14 protein-coding genes and 1 pseudogene are annotated in these 16,537 nt (G+C 57.4%); all 15 read right to left on the bottom strand.

Annotated elements, in window-relative coordinates; genetic code table 11:
* Window positions 1–43 precede the first annotated feature (43 nt).
* The 15 genes and pseudogenes from mobF to AB6729_RS05415 all read right to left on the bottom strand — a co-directional run bounded on the left by mobF (window position 44) and on the right by AB6729_RS05415 (window position 16,535).
* Window positions 44–2,791, bottom strand: coding sequence for a MobF family relaxase (gene mobF, locus AB6729_RS05485; protein WP_371080563.1), 2,748 nt, complete (start codon window positions 2,789–2,791; stop codon window positions 44–46).
* 8 nt (window positions 2,792–2,799) lie between these two features.
* Complete coding sequence (locus AB6729_RS05480; protein ID WP_371080561.1) at window positions 2,800–4,806, bottom strand: type IV secretion system DNA-binding domain-containing protein; 2,007 nt, start codon at window positions 4,804–4,806, stop codon at window positions 2,800–2,802.
* Window positions 4,807–4,810: 4 nt separating this feature from the next.
* Window positions 4,811–5,176: a hypothetical protein gene (locus AB6729_RS05475; protein WP_371080560.1), complete on the bottom strand. Its 366-nt coding sequence runs from the start codon at window positions 5,174–5,176 to the stop codon at window positions 4,811–4,813.
* Window positions 5,177–5,343: 167 nt separating this feature from the next.
* Window positions 5,344–5,670 carry a hypothetical protein gene (locus AB6729_RS05470; protein ID WP_371080559.1) on the bottom strand — a complete coding sequence of 109 codons (327 nt, stop codon included), beginning with the start codon at window positions 5,668–5,670 and terminating at the stop codon, window positions 5,344–5,346.
* Between the two features lie 24 nt (window positions 5,671–5,694).
* Window positions 5,695–6,642 carry a RepB family DNA primase gene (locus tag AB6729_RS05465; RefSeq protein WP_371080558.1) on the bottom strand — a complete coding sequence of 316 codons (948 nt, stop codon included), beginning with the start codon at window positions 6,640–6,642 and terminating at the stop codon, window positions 5,695–5,697.
* A 104-nt stretch (window positions 6,643–6,746) separates the two neighbouring features.
* On the bottom strand, window positions 6,747–7,121 hold the full coding sequence (locus AB6729_RS05460; RefSeq protein ID WP_371080557.1) for a single-stranded DNA-binding protein: 375 nt from the start codon (window positions 7,119–7,121) through the stop codon (window positions 6,747–6,749).
* A 544-nt stretch (window positions 7,122–7,665) separates the two neighbouring features.
* The gene (locus AB6729_RS05455) at window positions 7,666–8,634 is read right to left on the bottom strand and encodes a CpaF family protein (protein WP_371080556.1); all 969 of its coding nucleotides are present in this window, start codon (window positions 8,632–8,634) and stop codon (window positions 7,666–7,668) included.
* On the bottom strand, window positions 8,631–9,437 hold the full coding sequence (locus AB6729_RS05450) for a VirB8/TrbF family protein (protein WP_371080555.1): 807 nt from the start codon (window positions 9,435–9,437) through the stop codon (window positions 8,631–8,633). The genes AB6729_RS05455 and AB6729_RS05450 overlap by 4 nt, the downstream gene beginning before the upstream one ends.
* 174 nt (window positions 9,438–9,611) lie before the next feature.
* Window positions 9,612–10,529: a type IV secretion system protein gene (locus AB6729_RS05445; protein WP_371080554.1), complete on the bottom strand. Its 918-nt coding sequence runs from the start codon at window positions 10,527–10,529 to the stop codon at window positions 9,612–9,614.
* A 17-nt stretch (window positions 10,530–10,546) separates the two neighbouring features.
* On the bottom strand, window positions 10,547–10,795 hold the full coding sequence (locus AB6729_RS05440; protein ID WP_371080553.1) for a hypothetical protein: 249 nt from the start codon (window positions 10,793–10,795) through the stop codon (window positions 10,547–10,549).
* Between the two features lie 9 nt (window positions 10,796–10,804).
* On the bottom strand, window positions 10,805–11,590 hold the full coding sequence (locus AB6729_RS05435; RefSeq protein WP_371080552.1) for a hypothetical protein: 786 nt from the start codon (window positions 11,588–11,590) through the stop codon (window positions 10,805–10,807).
* 243 nt (window positions 11,591–11,833) lie between these two features.
* Window positions 11,834–13,065, bottom strand: a pseudogene (locus tag AB6729_RS05430) (TrbI/VirB10 family protein).
* Between the two features lie 2 nt (window positions 13,066–13,067).
* On the bottom strand, window positions 13,068–13,901 hold the full coding sequence (locus AB6729_RS05425) for a TrbG/VirB9 family P-type conjugative transfer protein (protein ID WP_371080551.1): 834 nt from the start codon (window positions 13,899–13,901) through the stop codon (window positions 13,068–13,070).
* A 20-nt stretch (window positions 13,902–13,921) separates the two neighbouring features.
* Window positions 13,922–16,291: a VirB4 family type IV secretion system protein gene (locus AB6729_RS05420; RefSeq protein WP_371080550.1), complete on the bottom strand. Its 2,370-nt coding sequence runs from the start codon at window positions 16,289–16,291 to the stop codon at window positions 13,922–13,924.
* Window positions 16,272–16,535 (bottom strand): VirB3 family type IV secretion system protein, encoded by a 264-nt coding sequence (locus AB6729_RS05415; protein ID WP_371080549.1) that lies wholly within the window; start codon window positions 16,533–16,535, stop codon window positions 16,272–16,274. Before AB6729_RS05415 ends, AB6729_RS05420 begins: the two co-directional genes overlap by 20 nt.
* Window positions 16,536–16,537 lie beyond the last annotated feature (2 nt).

Raw genomic sequence — 16,537 nt, 5'->3', positions numbered from 1 at the left:
ATCTGTGTTAGGAACCGCCTACCTCGCTGCGACGGACTTGAATTTAGCGCACGCTCAGAGTCAGTCCCTGCTGCATAGAATTGATCTGCGCATTGCCGAAGGTGACAGCGGATGCCTTGCTCACATCATGGCTAAGACTCGCTGTGAGCGAAGCAGCGTTGTTGGTATAAATCTGCGCATCATGAGAAGCTCGCGAGACGGATACATATGCAAACCTGTTGTTCATCAATTCGGGATGAACCTCTGTGTCCATATTCACCAACACGCGCTCAGACGTGAGTCCTTGGGAGCTATGTGACGTCACGGCGTAGCCATGATCGAGGTGCCGCATCTTGTGGGCATCAAAGCGCACGATGCGGTCTCTACCTCCATCCATGCGGGCGCTGATCTTGCCATCTTCTCCGATGTGCTCGATGGTGGCGAGGTCGCGGTTGGCAACCTGCAAGTCTCTGTTCGGAGCCGTAAATTGAATTTTCTCGCCAACAGCAAACTCGCGCTCGATCTCGTGGTACGCGGCGATGCCGCGCAGACGTGATGGATCGTACGTTACCTGCTGACCGTCATCTTTTCGCACCGTAACGAGGTTTTTAGCCGGGTTGGTGGTGACAACCTGGGCGTAACTTCTTGGCTCGATTCCATGCTCCTTGCTACCTCTCGTGTAATGCAGGACATCTCCCGTCTCATAGCAGTTAGCCCACTCTCGATCCGCTCCGGTCATATCGTTGCGAGGCGCAAGCACGCGCATGGAATGGTCGGCTTTGTCCACGACGCCAAGCGCCTGCAATTCTTCCCGCACGGCCTGATTGATGGCGCGGCGCGAGGCATTATCCGCCGAGACGACGAGCGTGTTCTCAGGATGGGCGGCATACTCCTTGGCGATTGCCGCGACTCGTTGTTGCGGGTCAACAATCTCGGTAATACGGCCCTGCTGGGAAAGCATTTCGACGCCGATAGCGGTTTCATTGTTCGAAAGATGCTCGACTGCTTTCAGCAGTTCGGGATCTTTCTGGCGCATGATCTGGTCAAGCTGCGCGGTCCTCATGCCAGAATCCTGCAACTGCTCGAAGGGTTTTCCAGCATCGACGCCCTGATGTTGGCGCGTGTCGCCGATCAACAAAATTTTGTCCTGCGGGCCGATCTTCTGGAGGAAGTCACGCATCTGTTGCGTCGATGCCAGGGAGGATTCATCGATCATGTAGAGATGCTTGTTCGCGGGATCGCCGGCGGCCTGCAGGCCGCCGCCCGCGATGAAGCGTTGCAGAGTGTCCGCCTTAATCCCGACATCGCGGAGCTGCTTCGCGGCCCGCGAAGTTGGGGCAAAACCTTCCACGGCGTAGCCGTTCTGTTCGGCTCCCTCGCGTATCAGAGAAAGCACCGAAGTTTTGCCTGAGCCAGCTCGTCCCTGTAGTCCCTGTACGCGGTCATTGGACGTTAAAACCTCTTCGACAACTCGCTTCTGCGCGGCATTGAAATGAGGGCGCGAGTCCACAAGCGGGACTGCGCTCTCAATTGCCATGATCTGCGGTGCGCGGCTCTGTCCGTCCTGTACCTTCTGAACAATTTCCGCCTCGGCTTTGATGGTCGCCGCGGTGGTGAACCTGCGCCCAGCTCTGGAGCCATCGTCGGTGATCTGCTTGAACTCGCCAGAGGCGATACGCGCCTCGAAGCTGGCGCGGACCTCCGGATACGTCATCTCGCCCATGCCACGGCGCAGCGCATCCACATAGAGAGCACGTTCGTCTACCACGGCCTCGCGCTCGAAACCCTTATCGCGGGCAAAGGTCACAGCTTCGCGCACTTGCTGTTGACGCTCCTTGGCGGGACGTTCATGCTTCTGTTGCTGTCTACGCGCCTGCGCCTCGGCCACAACCCGGTCGGCCTGGTTGCCGAACTCATCGGCGATCTGTTTGTGTGCCGCGAGGATCTGATCGGGAGACAAAATCACCTTTTTATCGCGTGTGTTATGTGCGGCGATCTGCGCGGCCTCCGGCCCGCTGAAACCGCTACGTCCTAGCGCCTCTTCGATCTGCTGGCGGCGTGGGCTGGATGCCTCAAGATAGGCCGCTGTGAAACCCTTTACGTCAGGTGCTCCACTCTTGCCCGCCTCGATTTCATAGCCAAGATCGCGCAACTTGTACGTGAGGTGGGATTGATAGACAGCGGTGGCAAACTGCTGGCTTTCAAATAGGGAGTGCGGCTGCAAGGCTCGCATCTTGCCGTTGCCACGTTCGGTCATATTGAAGACGACGACATGCGTGTGGAGCTGTGGCGCGGCGTAGCCGTCTACCGGGCGAGCGGTGTCATGCTCGAACTTTGCCGCCACAAACTTTCCAGTCGTCTCGGCAGGGTTGTTGCCACCAATTCGAGCCTGCGTGTATCTCTCCAATTCGTTTAAGGCGACGTTGACGGCCTCACGATGCGCTTCGCGCACGCGGTCATCACCGCCGACAAGCGCGGTAAGAGAGACGGACTTCGGCGCGGAGAAAGTAGCGTCCCATCCGGCACGGTGCTCGACCGGAGACACCGTTTTCCCGTCCGCGTTCTTGTATTCATGGACGGCGCGATGAGAGACCAACTGCTTGCCAGTCTCCGGGTGCTGGCCCTCGGATAAACGGGCGAACTCTTCTGCTCCCACAGCGCCCGAAAGGCCGAAGCGTTCGGCCAGCTTGCCATGCCACTCTCCCTGAATGGTGTCCCGTTGCTTCCAATAATTTTGCTCGGCGGCGGTGAACTCTTTCGCGTGATACGTCTGCGCCTGGCTGGCAGAGAGCGGCTTCGAGATATTCAGCATGGCGGCTTCTAACCGTGCGTGATGACGTTCTGTTCTTCATGGACATCAGTAGTGAGTGGAAGCTCCGGCTGAACCGCTTGGGATGTTGCAGGCTCGTTAGGCGTGGGCGTCGGGGCTGAGGGCTCCGGCTCCCGCTTCAGTTCCGCAGAAGACGGCTCCGGCTTGCTGTTCCGTATGTTCTTCGGGTCATACGGGAGCTTGTCGTCAGGCCGCTCTCGCAACTCAAAGGGCTTGGCAATTTCCGGCATATCGAAGTACGGAAACGAAAAGTAGGTGACGTAGTTTTGGTATTTCATGAAGGCGTGGAGGTCGGGAAGACCGGAGATTTCGGATTCCAGAACCAGAGGCTCGACCTGCCTATCCATCGTGAAATTGCGACCTGCCCTTGTACCGTCGAAATGTGTCTCACGCAGCCGCTCGATCTCTACTTTGCCGATGAACTTCGATACCCACTCCCCGGCGTTTGGTTCTTTGGTGGTGAGCCAAACACTCGTCGCAGGCTGGGAGAGCATTACCTCGGCCAGATGCCCGTACAGGTACTCAACCTGCGCCTTGCCCTGGAAGCCAAGCACGACTGGGTTCTGGCCCTTGCGTCCCTCAGTGATTGCCGTATGAAGCTGCGGCAACTTCTGCAAGCTCGCCAACTCATCGATCAAGAACCAGACACGCTTTTGTCCCTTGGTCGGCTCATTAAGCAGACGCAAAACCAGCCAGTCAATCCATAGACTCTGCAATGGCCGTAGCGCCTCACGCTCGGCTGCTCGCGAGGTAAGGAAGATCCATCCCTGCCGTTTCTCTGCCCAATCGGATGCGGTCCATGTGCCGTTGCCCTCTGCCTTTTTCGGCAACAGGCGAAGACTGTCGGCGACCAATCCCAGGGAGCCCAGAACACCGGCCCTCTGCTGGTGGGCCTGTGGGTCGATCAGGTGTGCGTGCTCGGTGCCTTTGAGCCTGCGGTCGATCTCATACGGGTTCGACATCCACTGCACCAGTTCATCCGGCGTCGGTCCATAGGCCATCAGGAACGCGAAGATTTTCTGCGGCGACTCGATGAAGAACTCGCCCTTGCGATCCTGCGGCGGCTGGAATAGGGAGACGGCCAACGCCTTCGCTTCGGAGCGGCTGCGAAGTTCCTCGGCTGGCCCCCAATAGGGGCAGCGCCTGTCCAACGGATTCAGGATCACATCGCCTCGCTTCGGGTCATAGAACCGCTTCACGAACTCGCGGGCCGGGTCGTACACGATGGCCGAATCGCCCCGGCTTTGTACCTGCCGCAGTACCTGGAACATCAGGGCGGACTTACCCGCGCCCGTGTCTCCGATGAACTGCATGTGCTGGGCTTCTGCCCGCGCCGGTATGCGAATCATCTCTTTCATGTCATCGGTTTTGAAGCCGACGCCATCACCTTTGACTACCTCGTTGAACTCCTGCGGTGTGAGCTTTTCAGGGCCTTTCAGCCGACGTCCATACTTCAAAGCCTTCTGTCGCTTCACATCCTTGGTGACGGCGAGTGGCAACAGGATCAGAAACACTCCGGCCCCACAGAGCAGCGGTGTTTTCACGATGGCGGACAGCTCATCCTTATAAACAGTAACTTTGAGATAGTCGCCCAGGCGGGCGTCCACGTAACTCCGTAGCGGGCCGCGAAAGAGCAAGTCGTCGCCACGCTGAAGCGCACTCGGAGAGAGCGCCAGGGGAATGATTCGGCCTCCCGGCTCCATCGTTTGTCCATGCACTACGTCGTCATCCATGACGGGGCTTGGCTTGTTGCCTCGCCCGGTCAGAAAGAGCATCCGGTACTCACTGCGATGCGTCTTGCTGAACGACCCAAAGATGGAAATACGCACATAGACCGGCATATAAAACCGCTGCAATGGAGTTCCGATCAAGCGAAGGCGTCCATAGATAAACAGGAGCGTCAGAACGATGGCGGCGAAGATCGCGCCATAGGTATAGATGGGCCGGTGCTGCGGCCAGATGATCGTCTCTTTGCGACCCCACGTTGTCTTTGCCATTGTCTTATCGCCTTCCTTCGGCCATGACTTTCCCGGCCATCTCGTGCTTCAAGGTGCTGATCTGGTCAAGCAGTTTGTCGAATGCTTCGAGCGAGAGATTCTGTCCTGCGGCAAGCGGACGTAGGACATTGACCAACAGCAGGCGAACGCCAAGAATCTCGGCCAACGAAACATCGGGTGCAGGTTCGCAGCGCAGCTCACGCAGGATCACGTCACGCATCCATTCACTACGGGGAACGCCCTTCGCCGTGGCGACTTCATCGACCAATCGCGCCTCTTCTTCGGTCAACTTGAGGCATAGTGTGGTGTTGCGAAACACGGTCTTGTTGACCGGTTTCTTTGCGCCGTTTTGTGAACTCAGAAGAGACATCTGGATAGCTCCGGGCCGGTATACCTGCGTATACCGGCCTTAGCGTATGTGCTGTTGTTTGTGCAGGTTTACGTTGGTATACCTGCACGACCCTTTGAGGGGTGGAGTGTCGAAATTGTTCCGGTGCGCAGCACCGTTGTGGCTTTGCCACAGATATTGCAGCGGGATCATGCCTTCGATCCCGCCACGATTGCTGGTGCTTGTGCTGGTGAAGATGCCGACGAAACCGGCTTGCGCGCAGGCCGGTCCGACGCATCTTTTCCGTTACCGCGACGAACACGCAGTGTCGGCGTAATCCGCTGCGCTTCCGGAGTCCGAAGGAACTCCTGAAACTCGCGGTCTTTGCTGAAGACGTAAGCCAAAGCTTGCTCGACAACATCGTTAGCAGAAGCCTCGATGAAAGCGGCGTACTGATCGACCTGCATAGCGGTGGAATCAGTCAACCGAATGGAGGCGCTGAGGTGTTTGGTTTGGACTACTTCCAGTAGTGGCATATCGTTCTCCTTTTCGTGACAGGTTCAAGCAAATTTCTTACGTGCAACCATGCGTTGTGCGGTGGCCGCGATCTCCCGCGCACGGGCGAAGCACAGTGCAGCAGGCAGCTCGAAGCGGCGGCGATCTTCGAGCGTGGTGATTACGTCGTCAATCAGTGCACCTTCGAGGAACCAATGACGAGCGGAAGCAATGTCAATGGTTCGCTGCGCGTAATAGAGAGGGTTGGGTTTGTCGGAGCGCCGCGAAGCCAGCTTATGGGTCAGTTTGTCGGCATCTTTACCCTGGGCAAGCTGGTGGCAAGCCCACGCCCAATCGAGTTCCGAATGGGTGCCTTTATGAGGTGTGCTCAGTTGCGTGTCGCCGCTTCTCAGGATCGCGGCGACCGCAGGAACATCCGGTAAGCGAAAGTCCGCGGGACTGTAGGTTGCGTCAGAGAGGTATTCGACCGCGACGCAGTGAGCGGGAGAATACTTGCGATTGAAGAAACCGGGGACGCGAAGCACCCGGTTGCAATCGGTGCAAGCAGGGTCGCCGCCGAAGGCGCACGCGAGCCGCTTGAGAGCGATTTCCTGCATCGCGAAGTCGAAGCCCTCGACCCGCCAAAGAACCTGATACTTGCCGTGGGACGTGGAAAGGAGGGCGCTCGGAACAGGCAGGCCATCCGATGCCCGGAGCGCAGCGAGCCGGGCATCGCCATCCTCGTCGATGTCCAGGTAGAGATGCCGGACGTTGTCGATGCACTCTTTCGTGCGCTTGCGGCTGCCAGAGCGAAGCGGATTGGCAGCAACATAGATATTCGCTCCTGCATGGTTCTCATGCGCGAGCCAGCCGAGGTAACGAGGCGCAAGCGCCTGCTCCAGAGTGACGATACGCTGCTGCGTTTTTTCTGGACTCTCCGTTCGCAGCAGGAGAGCAATCGTCGAGCAAGGAGCGAAGCTCCGAGCGAGAAAGTCTTTGGCTGTTTGAATCATCGAACCACCTCCTCTGCGTTTATTGCGAGCGTGAATCTCACGGGCCTTTAGCGGCCGAAGAAGTCCGGCTCGAAGCCGGACCTCTCGGTCAGGAAGGAGGAGGCCTATGCGACCTCTTCCTCGATGAGTTCGTCATCGTCTTCTGCCGCCGATTTGGCTGCGCGATCCAGCTTGAGAATCGAGTTCACCCGAATCTCCCAGATGGTCTGTTCCGAGTTGGTCTTCTTGCTCTCGTACTTGCGGCTGCGCAGCGCACCCTCGACCTGGATGTGAGCGCCCTTGGTCAGCTTGGCGGCGAACTCTCCGAGCTTGCCGAAGACGACGCAGCGGTGCCATTCCGTGTGCTCGATGTACTTGCCGTCCTTCTTGTACGAGGATTTGGTTGCGAGGGAGAGAGTGGTGAGGCTGCGATCGCCGTTGGTGCGAACTTCTGCGTCGTTGCCGAGGAAGCCGATAAGGGTGACTTTGTTTGAGTACATGGTGGTAATCTCCGTTTCGTTGTATTTCCCGTATCCTGCTCGGGTCACCCTTCGCGAAGCGAGCGAGTGGGCCCGGCTCCCAAGTGCCAAGGAGTGCTTTCTTGGCGGGGCCCGGAAAAAGTTTGAGCGGCGCTCTCTGCCGCGGCTGTCAAACTTTTTCTGGGAGGAACCGAAACCCCGCAGGGGCGACGTAGTCGAAGCAGAACGACGCCGAGCCGCAGGGCGCCGGTTTGGCCCCGAAGCGTGAACCCGAAGCAGAGGACGGTATACGAACGGTGAGTGCCCAAATGCACCAAAGTCACCCGGACGATTCCTACGACGGAAAGTTCCACCTATCGCAGACCCATGGAATCCCGCAATGCCCTCGGTCTTGGACGGCATCGAGCACACGGAATGCCACCCGTACCACTGCGTCTCGCCGACTGGAATCGACATGTTGGGCGCTTTCAGAGACGAGTTGGGTTGCGCAGCTGTAAGAGCCGCTTGGATGACCATCGGAGTGACCTCGGATTCGGGTTGGATTCTTTAGCGGAACGCCTGCGCGTCAGGCGTCGGAAGCACGATAGACCTCCTCCGTCTGGAAGCATTGCTCCGCATGACTGTATCCGGAGACCGTAATCAGTTCGCGGATGCGGCGGCGGCCCGTGACATCGCGCTCGCAATGCAACACGAAGTCCACGGCTTTGCCGGTCTGCGATCGGACAAATGCCTGATCCAAATTGGTTCTTGCACTGAGGGCCATGTCGGCCAGACGATCCAAGGCATCCACAGCAGAATCGGCGTGCAATGTGGAGAGCGTCCCGCCGTGGCCGGTGTTCATGGCCTGCAGTAAGTCGTATCCGCATTCGTCACGGATTTCGCCCATGATGATGCGGTCGGGACGGTGGCGGAGAGCTGCCGCCACCAACTGGCTCGGCGTGATGGCAACCTGGCCGGGAATGGCATCGACCGCCTCCCAACGAACAGCGTTCGGATGGGCAATCTTCAACTCCGCCGGCTGCTCGATCACGACGAGCCTTTCATGGAGCGGAACATGGTCGAGGAGCGCTTTCATCAAAGTCGACTTACCCGAGCCAGTTCCGCCGCTGATGATGCCGTTCTTGCGCTTCTGTAAGAGAGTGAGAACAGTGTCTCGAACGTGTGCGGGAAAGTCCCCTGCATGGACCAACTCATCGGAGGTGTACCAGCGGTTGAACTTGCGCACCGTGAGCGTTGGTCCATTGATAGAGGATGGCGGCCCTACGACGGCCACTCGTGAGCCGTCCGGCAAGCGCGTATTCAGGATAGGATTCTGGGCGGTCAAGTCTTGCCCGAGGATGCGGGCGACGCGCTCAATAGCCGCCGTCAGGCGGTCATTGGTGTACGGCGTGGAGAGCGGAATATGCTCGACCACGCCGCAACGATCCGCGAATACTCCTGTCGTACCGTTGATCATCAAATCCGAGATTGACGGGTCCAAGAGAAGCGCACGAAGCTCCTCCGGAAAGAACGGGAGTATGAGCTGGAAGCTCATCGCGCAGCTCCATGAGCAGGCTGGGCAATGCCGTTGGGATTTGTAACAGTGCCTCCAGGTGTCATGGGGTCCACCGACACGCGGTTTTCGTGGAACTCCGTGATCGTCAATCCCAGCGGATTGATGAACTCGTATTGCGGGTAGATCTTCGCCTGGTCATTAACCTGCTTCGGATTCAGGTAGTACGTCACAGACAACAACCAGTGCTCGGTGCGGGGCTGATGGGAATGCTCTTCGGAGAAGATCTTGTCGAAGGTCACAAGCGCCGTTCCACGCGCGATGCGAACGCTCTGCACCATCTCTTCGGACATGGACGTGATGGTCACGTTGCGCACCTCAACATCACTCGATTCGACCTGGCCTGCAGCGACCTGCGAGACGAGATGATTCTGGTTATCCGTGCCCATGAGTTGCGAGGCGAGCGGCCCCGAGAGGAAGTAGTAGTTGAGCGGATACTTTTTGGCGACGACCTCCCGATTAATGGTGTAGCGATAGTTGGCCCAGTCGGTCAGGTACGTCCTCACTTCGCCCTCACGGGGACTGTAGTCTAGGTCCTTATATTGGATCGCCTGGGCACGGCCCATTTCGTCGATGCGGATGTAGCGGTTGGCAATCGGGCGGTGCGCCAGAGAGAAGTTCAGCCACATGGAACCGCATATCAATACGGTTCCGCAGCTGATGACAAGGCGGTAGGCTTTCCGCTCGGCATAGTGCGAGGCATAGACCTCATTGCCGATCTGGTCTGTGAGGAGCGATTGCTCAGGCGTTAGCGCGCGCTCAATGGGTGCTGTGTGCGTGGACATGAGGCTTATTGCTCCTTTCCGAGACTGCTTTAAAAACAACGTAGGCGTAGATCAGCCCCGCAATCAGGACGCCGATTAGGAACAGTTTGAGGAGAGGTTTGACGAATCCACGGCCCAACCCCAACGCTCCCAATGCATCGCCTATTGAGCTTCCGTTTCCGTAATTCCACATAGCTATACGCCTCCAGTGATTGCGAGCGTCCTGACGATGTTCCCGACCGTCTGTTGGCCTGATGATGCGAGTCCCGCCGCACCGCCAAAGATGGCCTGCGTCATGCTCGGAATGAACAGCATGTTAATGATGAATGCGACGAAAACCATTAAGCAAGGGATCAAATTTGCGATCCACATGTCCATCGAATAGTTGCCATTGAAGGTTTGCTGGAGGAATCCATTCATGAATCCTGCCCACACATAAATGAATGCGGCCGCTACCGCCCGAATCATCGCAAACGAGATGAGCACATCGAGGAAGTGGAAGAACTTCGCTTTAAAGGTTTGTGTCATGAGCAACGGCACAAAGACAGGGCCAAAGAGTGCGGTTACCCCGTAGAGGATGAAGGCACTGCAATTGATGACGAAGAGGATGGCAGAAGCAAGCCCAAGCATAATCTGGACGACCACGTAGCAGAGGATTTGCACTGGTGCCGTCAAAGAAGGCATAGACGTACCATTGCCAGCGTTCTTAAGAAGCTGTAGCAACTGATCCAGCGAATGTTGGTCGAACGCGGCAACCATCGCTTGAGCGATGTACGAGAAGAAGTGATTGATGCCGAAGCTCGCGCCTGGGAACGGGTTAACCCAATAGTTCAGCAGCAGACTGCACACGATGAGTTTGAGCAGGAAGTGAGTAAGGTCGCCGGCACGTACAAGATGGTGATGCAACCGGAACGTCATCGTACTCGTGTTCCAGTTGATGACCATGTTCACGAGGGTGAAGAGAGAGATGGCACTAAGCTCGGTCCAACCGAGTTGGGTCAATGCGCCGCCGTTCTGCGTTGTTAGATTGGTCAGGTTATTGGTGAACTGGTAGAGCCAGTCCATGCCCGAGCTTGCGGACGGTAATGCTTGTGCGAGAACGGCGATGCTCATAGGGGTCTCCCGTGGGATTAGGGGATATAGCTCTTCCAGGTCTTGCCTTCGTTGCCAGCAACGGAGTTGTGACGCTTTTTGTCTTCTTCGACCTTCTTGCGGAAGGCCTCGTCTTCCTGCCTGCGGCGCTCAGTGTCACGCTGCTGCTGTTCCAGGATGGCTGCGGCTTTTGCCGCCTCGTGGCCTTGATAGATCGCGGCGCTGGCAAGTGCGGCCAGCACCGCAAGGATTGCAAGCAACAGTTTCGTGTTGAGCAGCTTCGTCATGGGTCTCCGTTACGGCAAGTATGTTTGCCAGGTGTTGCCTTCACTTGCAGCACTCATGTCATGCGTGCTGTGCTGGGACTGGACGAAGACTGCGGTGTTGAGGGCGGTCGCGGCGGCATTCCGTTGCTGCATATTCGTCACAGTCATTTGGGACGCTAGACAAGCTTGCAGAGCACCCTGATTTTGGGTTTCGGACATCTTCTGGGCCTCAGCAGCATTGAGCAGGTTGAGTTGTTGGACTTCACTGTTCGTTGTGCTGGAGCCATCGAGCTGGTTGGCCGTCAGGCTCGTAGTCGCGGATGTGTTCTGTGAACGGGCTGCCCGGTATTGACCCACCGCCGTGATGCAGTCTGGTGAAACCGAATCCGACATCTCGATCATGGCGAGCTGGGAAAGCTGCGTGCTTCCCGGTGTTTGAGTGCCGACGTAGGTCGATAGATCGGAACTGACCGGAACGGTCGCGGCCGTCCATCCGGTGCTCGAAGCCGTCGGCGAGTTGCTGTTCAGCGCCGTCGTCATCCCATTCGTCTCGCCGAACATGTTCTTGACGTTTGCGTTCTTGAGAGCAGTCAGTGTGGTTTGCCACTGCTGCTTGATGGAGAAATGCTCGATGTTGTTCTTGAGCATGGTGTACTGCGTCTGTAGGGTCGTGAGCTGTGAGACCAGACTGGCATAGCTCGTTGGATCAAAGACAATGTCTCCAATGCCAAATATTGCGAAGCTAGGAGTGGCGGTCAGCAGCAACAAGCTGCCTCCCAGAATCCACTTGCGACGTTTTGTGAGATCGAGTTTCATGGGCTCTCCGATGTGGGGCAAATCAGAAGCAACGTGAGTAGGTCGGATCGGGCCGGTCCAAGGGGAAATCATGGAGCTCGGTGATGAGGTGGCCGACAAATTCAAGCGATGCATCGCCGGCTCGCGCGAGTGCCGAGAACCCTCCTAACCATCCGCTTGCAGCGATCACGAGAGCGAGTGGCAGGACAAAAATCCAAGGACGACGGGAACAGGAGATGCTGGGATACATGGTTCCTCCTTTCGTTACAGCGTGGGATCGACGCGATGCTCTGCGTAAGACGGGACGAGGATGTCCCGCCCAATGTAGACGCGAGCGCGAGACCCCTCCTTCAGCGTGATAACTGGAAGCCGGTTGAGGAAGTGATTGAGCACCTGTTCTCCTTCTGCGGCGGACTCCTGGGAGATGCCATTCCGAATCTGCGTTGAGGAAGACAGGACCGAACCGCTGTTGCCGATCTGGGCTAAGCCACCCAGGCCGCCGATGGCGGCGGCGGCGCCGAAGGCCATCAGATAACCTGGTCGAGACCTAGATACTTGTCAAAATCCAAGGAAAAACCATCAGAGCAGACGGCTCGGTGGAAGGTGACAAACATCTTCCGCTGCTGGGCATTACCCACACTTTGCACGGTGCCGATGAGCCGGGTACCTTGTGGCATCAGTAGTTGCTGATGGTCGTGGGAGTAATAGTCGGTCGTCAGCATGACAAGGATCGGACCCGACAATCCGCCGTCAACATGGTTGGTAACGACCCCCTCCAGCACCGTCCCTTCGAAGATTCGATAGAGCTGCCCTTGGTAACGGTCGAAATCATACGAGGACATCGGATCTGCCCTGGTCGGCCTAGCTGAAGCAGCCTTCGGGAGTGCTTTGTTCGGGAATTCTTCCGCAGATGCGCGATCATCACCTTCTGTCTTGGCGCTGAGGATTCCGGTGGGTGCTGCCGATCCGGCGGGGGAGAAGTCGATTGCCACCGTATCGCTATTAAGCGCATCCTGCTGCCGCTTCTCGAGCGCAAGACGCTTCTGCTTTGCTTCTGCCTGCGCTTCTGAGACGTTGGAGGTACGTTGCGTGGCATTGCTGCTCCCGCCATAGATGGCGTCCCGCTGCGCGGGAGTCATCGGTGCAGCGGTCGCACTCTCCGGTCCGGGTACGCTTTGTTCCTGCTGGAGTTGCTGCATGGCGGTCGCAAGTGCCTGTTGCCGCTGTAGCTCTTCGGCATCATGCCGTGCCTGTGTCTGTTGTTGTGTCTGGAAGCTCGAAATCTGTTGGGCGCTAGGTGTCGTCGGGCTCATGGTCAACGCACTGGCCGGGGCATTCTTTTTATTCCCGGTCAGCAGACTGGAGAGGTTGGCTATGCCAATGAGGCCCACGATTACGACCAGGGCGATCACGACGGGCATACTCTTCCGGAACGGCGGCTTCGACTCTGGCTGCTCCGGGACGGTTGCAGGGATGCTTTCGTTCGAGTCCGGCACGGCTACCTCCCCTCGGTGCTGCGATGGAAATCCACGCGCTGTTTGCCAATGGCGAGATAGCCCGCGTCCAAGTGCTTGGGCACGACGTACAGACCGTTCGAGAAATCAAAGTTAATGAGTGAAGGCTTCTTGTCTTTGACTTCATACAGCGCGGGTGTCTCCTGAAACTGCCCGCGCAGGTAGGTGAACTTGTCATCACGCCATATCTGTTGGAGACCAAGCTCTTTGCCTTTCTTTTCATCCCAGACGAAATCGAAGTGAAGCGAGCCGGGATACTGGTTGCGATAGCTCTCCTCCTTCGTCTGCTCGGCCTTTAGCGTGGCGGCCTGCGCCGCCTGTGCCGCAGCCGCTTCCTGTTTTGCTTTATCGAGGTCCGCCGCCGGCACGAACACGGGTAACTGCGCGAGTCGATCTTTCGCAGTCTTGTCACCGGGCTCGATCAGCACTTTCGAGTCATAGTGGGCGTCGGCGTCGTCGGAGATCTCTCGCAACTGAAGCGTGTACTCGTTGCCGTGATCGGAGACAATATGGATGTCTGTCGACCCATTGGCCGTCTTCGGCTTCACACTGATGAAGCGCGAAGCCACATGGCCACCGTCGAAGACCCAATCGACCGTATCCCCAGCGAAGACGTTTGCGACCTTTTCCTCGGCAGGTAAAACGATCAGGGTTGATTGCAGCAGACCTGCGCGGATCACAGGAGGAGTCTGCGACTCTGAGACGGTCACCGTTCGGGGGGCGCTTGGCTGAAGCGGGTGCACAGGCACTGCCGCGTGCAACGATGCGGTAGTCAGCGCAAGATGGAAAGCAACAGCGATGGGGATGGGCGGCTTCATGGTTGTCCTTTCTGAGCTAGCTATTCCGTCTCACCCTGGGCAAAGCGGGAGATGCCTTCGGTGAGTCCATACTTCGCAATCAACTTCGACCTGCGCACACGGTCTTTCGGCTTGGTGGAGAACGCCGCGTAACTGCGGCTGTCGAGATTCAAACGAATAACCTTGGTCAAACCGTCGCGGCGCATGTAGAGCGCTTCGCGGTCCTGCAAGCTCTCGAAAAGAGCGAGTTGCTGTTCGTTCATCTTGAACAGCTCTGCATACCGTTTGCGGTTGAACGTCGCGTCGCGCAGGAACAGGAATGAGGTGCAGGAGTTAACGATGGAGTCGGCGTTCGCTCCGAGGTCTTCTGTAGACTGGCCGATCATGGTCACACCGCCGAGGTTTTTGCGGACAGTCTTGATGGAGGCCAACGCCGCCTCAAGTAGCTGGCGGTTCTTCATCGAAGAGAAGATCTCTTCAATGAGAATGTGCTTCGGCACACCCAGATTGGAGGGATTGAACAGCACGTCGTTGATGCGCCTCAATAGCCACACCATCAACGGCTCGATTAGGTCCGCATACTGAGCGTTGTTCACGCCTTGGAAGTCGAAGCATTGCAGCCGGGAGAGGGAAAGACTGTCTTCGACGTTGTCGAAGATGGCGCTGTAGACGCCTCTGCCAACCCACTTTGACAGATACCGATCAAGCTTCTTCGGCAGGTAGAGATTAGACAGTCGGCGATTCGCAGGATCGAGCAGGTACATGTCTTGCACAGCCTTATGAATCACGTCGTCATCTTCTGGCTCAAGCTCTGCGCCGCCGTTGCTCAGCAGGAGTTTGATGAAGCTATAGAGAAATTGGACATTGCTCTCGGTCGGCTCCAAGGTGAACGGATTGACTCGCGGGCCGTTCTTACCGATGCGATCGACACGTCCTCCGTACAATTCGACAACGCTTTCATAGCTGCCGCCGATGTCGAAGATGTAAGTGAACCCGCCATACTTCTGTTCATGCGCAATGGTGACATTCCCCGTCACCGACTCCCCCGACCCCGTAGGACCGAGGATGAGCATGACCCGCACGCCATCCACATATGCGTCCTGGAAGAACGGCGTCCCTGTGCGGGTTTCGAAGACATTCAGGTATTCGTGGTCGAGGTCTTCTGATTCAGGATGTCCGAGATGCGGAGCGAAGATTGAGGAAAGTCGTGCATGATGGTCCTCACCCAGCCACATCGGGAACACATTGAACTTCGCATTGCCGGGAAACATCGTATAGAACGCAGAGAGATTTCCCAGTGTCTCTTCCATGACCTGAGCGCGCGCTTCGACGAAAACGCGATGCACAGCGGGGGCTATGCCATGCAGATCGGCCACGTTCCGGGCGGCGATCAGGAGGCGAAGCGAATATTCGCCCTGTGCCTTTTTATCGAGGGCCCGAATGACATCGCTGAGGTCATCGACGGCATTATTCGCAGCCTTCGCTCCCGCTCCAGTGTCGAGCGATGCGGTGTCTCTGCAGGCCATTACACGCGAGAGCACGCCGACCTTGAAGAACGAGATGAACTTTTCCTGCTGATCGATTTCACGCCGGGCGGTGGCACTGGACTTCGGTCGCCACGTGGAGCAGAGGATGCTATCGCAGTCGAGGGTGAGCAAATCCGCGAAGAGACTCGGGCGGGATGCTTCCGGTGTCGTCTTGAGGGAATACATTTGGACGTATCGCTTGCCGACGCGGAGATGATCAGTCTCCCACGACACAGGGTTCTGTACGATCAGGCGGTCCACGCCAGTATCGCTGCAGAGTTGTCCCTGTTCGGCCCAATCCTCAAGATTGAAGAGGTAGCTGAAGAATCGGAACGTGTCCTGCTTTTCCAGCATCCGGAGTCCGATGGAACTGCCCAAATTTCCGGCCAGGAGCGTGGCTGTTTTCTGCAATTCCGACAGCAACCGCGATGTGCCAGAGGCATTCTCCTCCGGTGTCCGTTCGAAACATTTGACCTTTGAGGGCTCCAGCGTCAAGCACCAATGAAGATCAATACGGCGAAAGCCCGCCGTCTGGTCCAAGAAACGGAGACGTTCTTCAACGAATACCTGCGTCACGGGATTTGCGTAGCTCTTCTGACGAGGCAGCGAGAAACCGGAGCGGACGCGCGTGTACTGATAGAGGCAGCTTCCTTCCGGCATGCCCCGCAACGCACCTTCGATCGTGCGGAGCTGGGACTCAAGCTCCTGGTCCGTCAGGCCCTCTTCATCGACACCCGATAGCGCAAAGAGGCATCCATAGCCACCGCCTTTCAGCGCAAAGGTATGACTGTTCACGAAGCGGGCAATCGGCACGATGCTGCACGCGGCGCCTGCCTTGGCGAACCACGGGACGAATTTCGCTTGCTCAGTGTTTGCGCGGGTCATAGTAGCTCTTCTGGTTGAGGCTCAAGCCCCAGAGCTGGAACATCTTCGGGTGTTTGCGAATGATGAGCCACGCGCCCACGGCAAGGGTGGGAAATGCCATCATCGCCAGGAGACGAAACCCAACGAGGAAAACCGCAATGCAGACGAATACGATCGCCATCCATGCTGTGAGGTCCAGGCCAAGTTTGGCCCTTGGACGATTCAGCGCCTGATTGATTGCCTGCGGCTCTCCTCGCCGAGTCATAA

The sequence above is a fragment of the Terriglobus sp. RCC_193 genome (assembly GCF_041355105.1).
Classification (GTDB): Bacteria; Acidobacteriota; Terriglobia; order Terriglobales; family Acidobacteriaceae; genus Terriglobus.
Note: the sequence above shows the minus strand (reverse complement) of the source record. Positions and strands in the feature narration are given on the sequence as shown.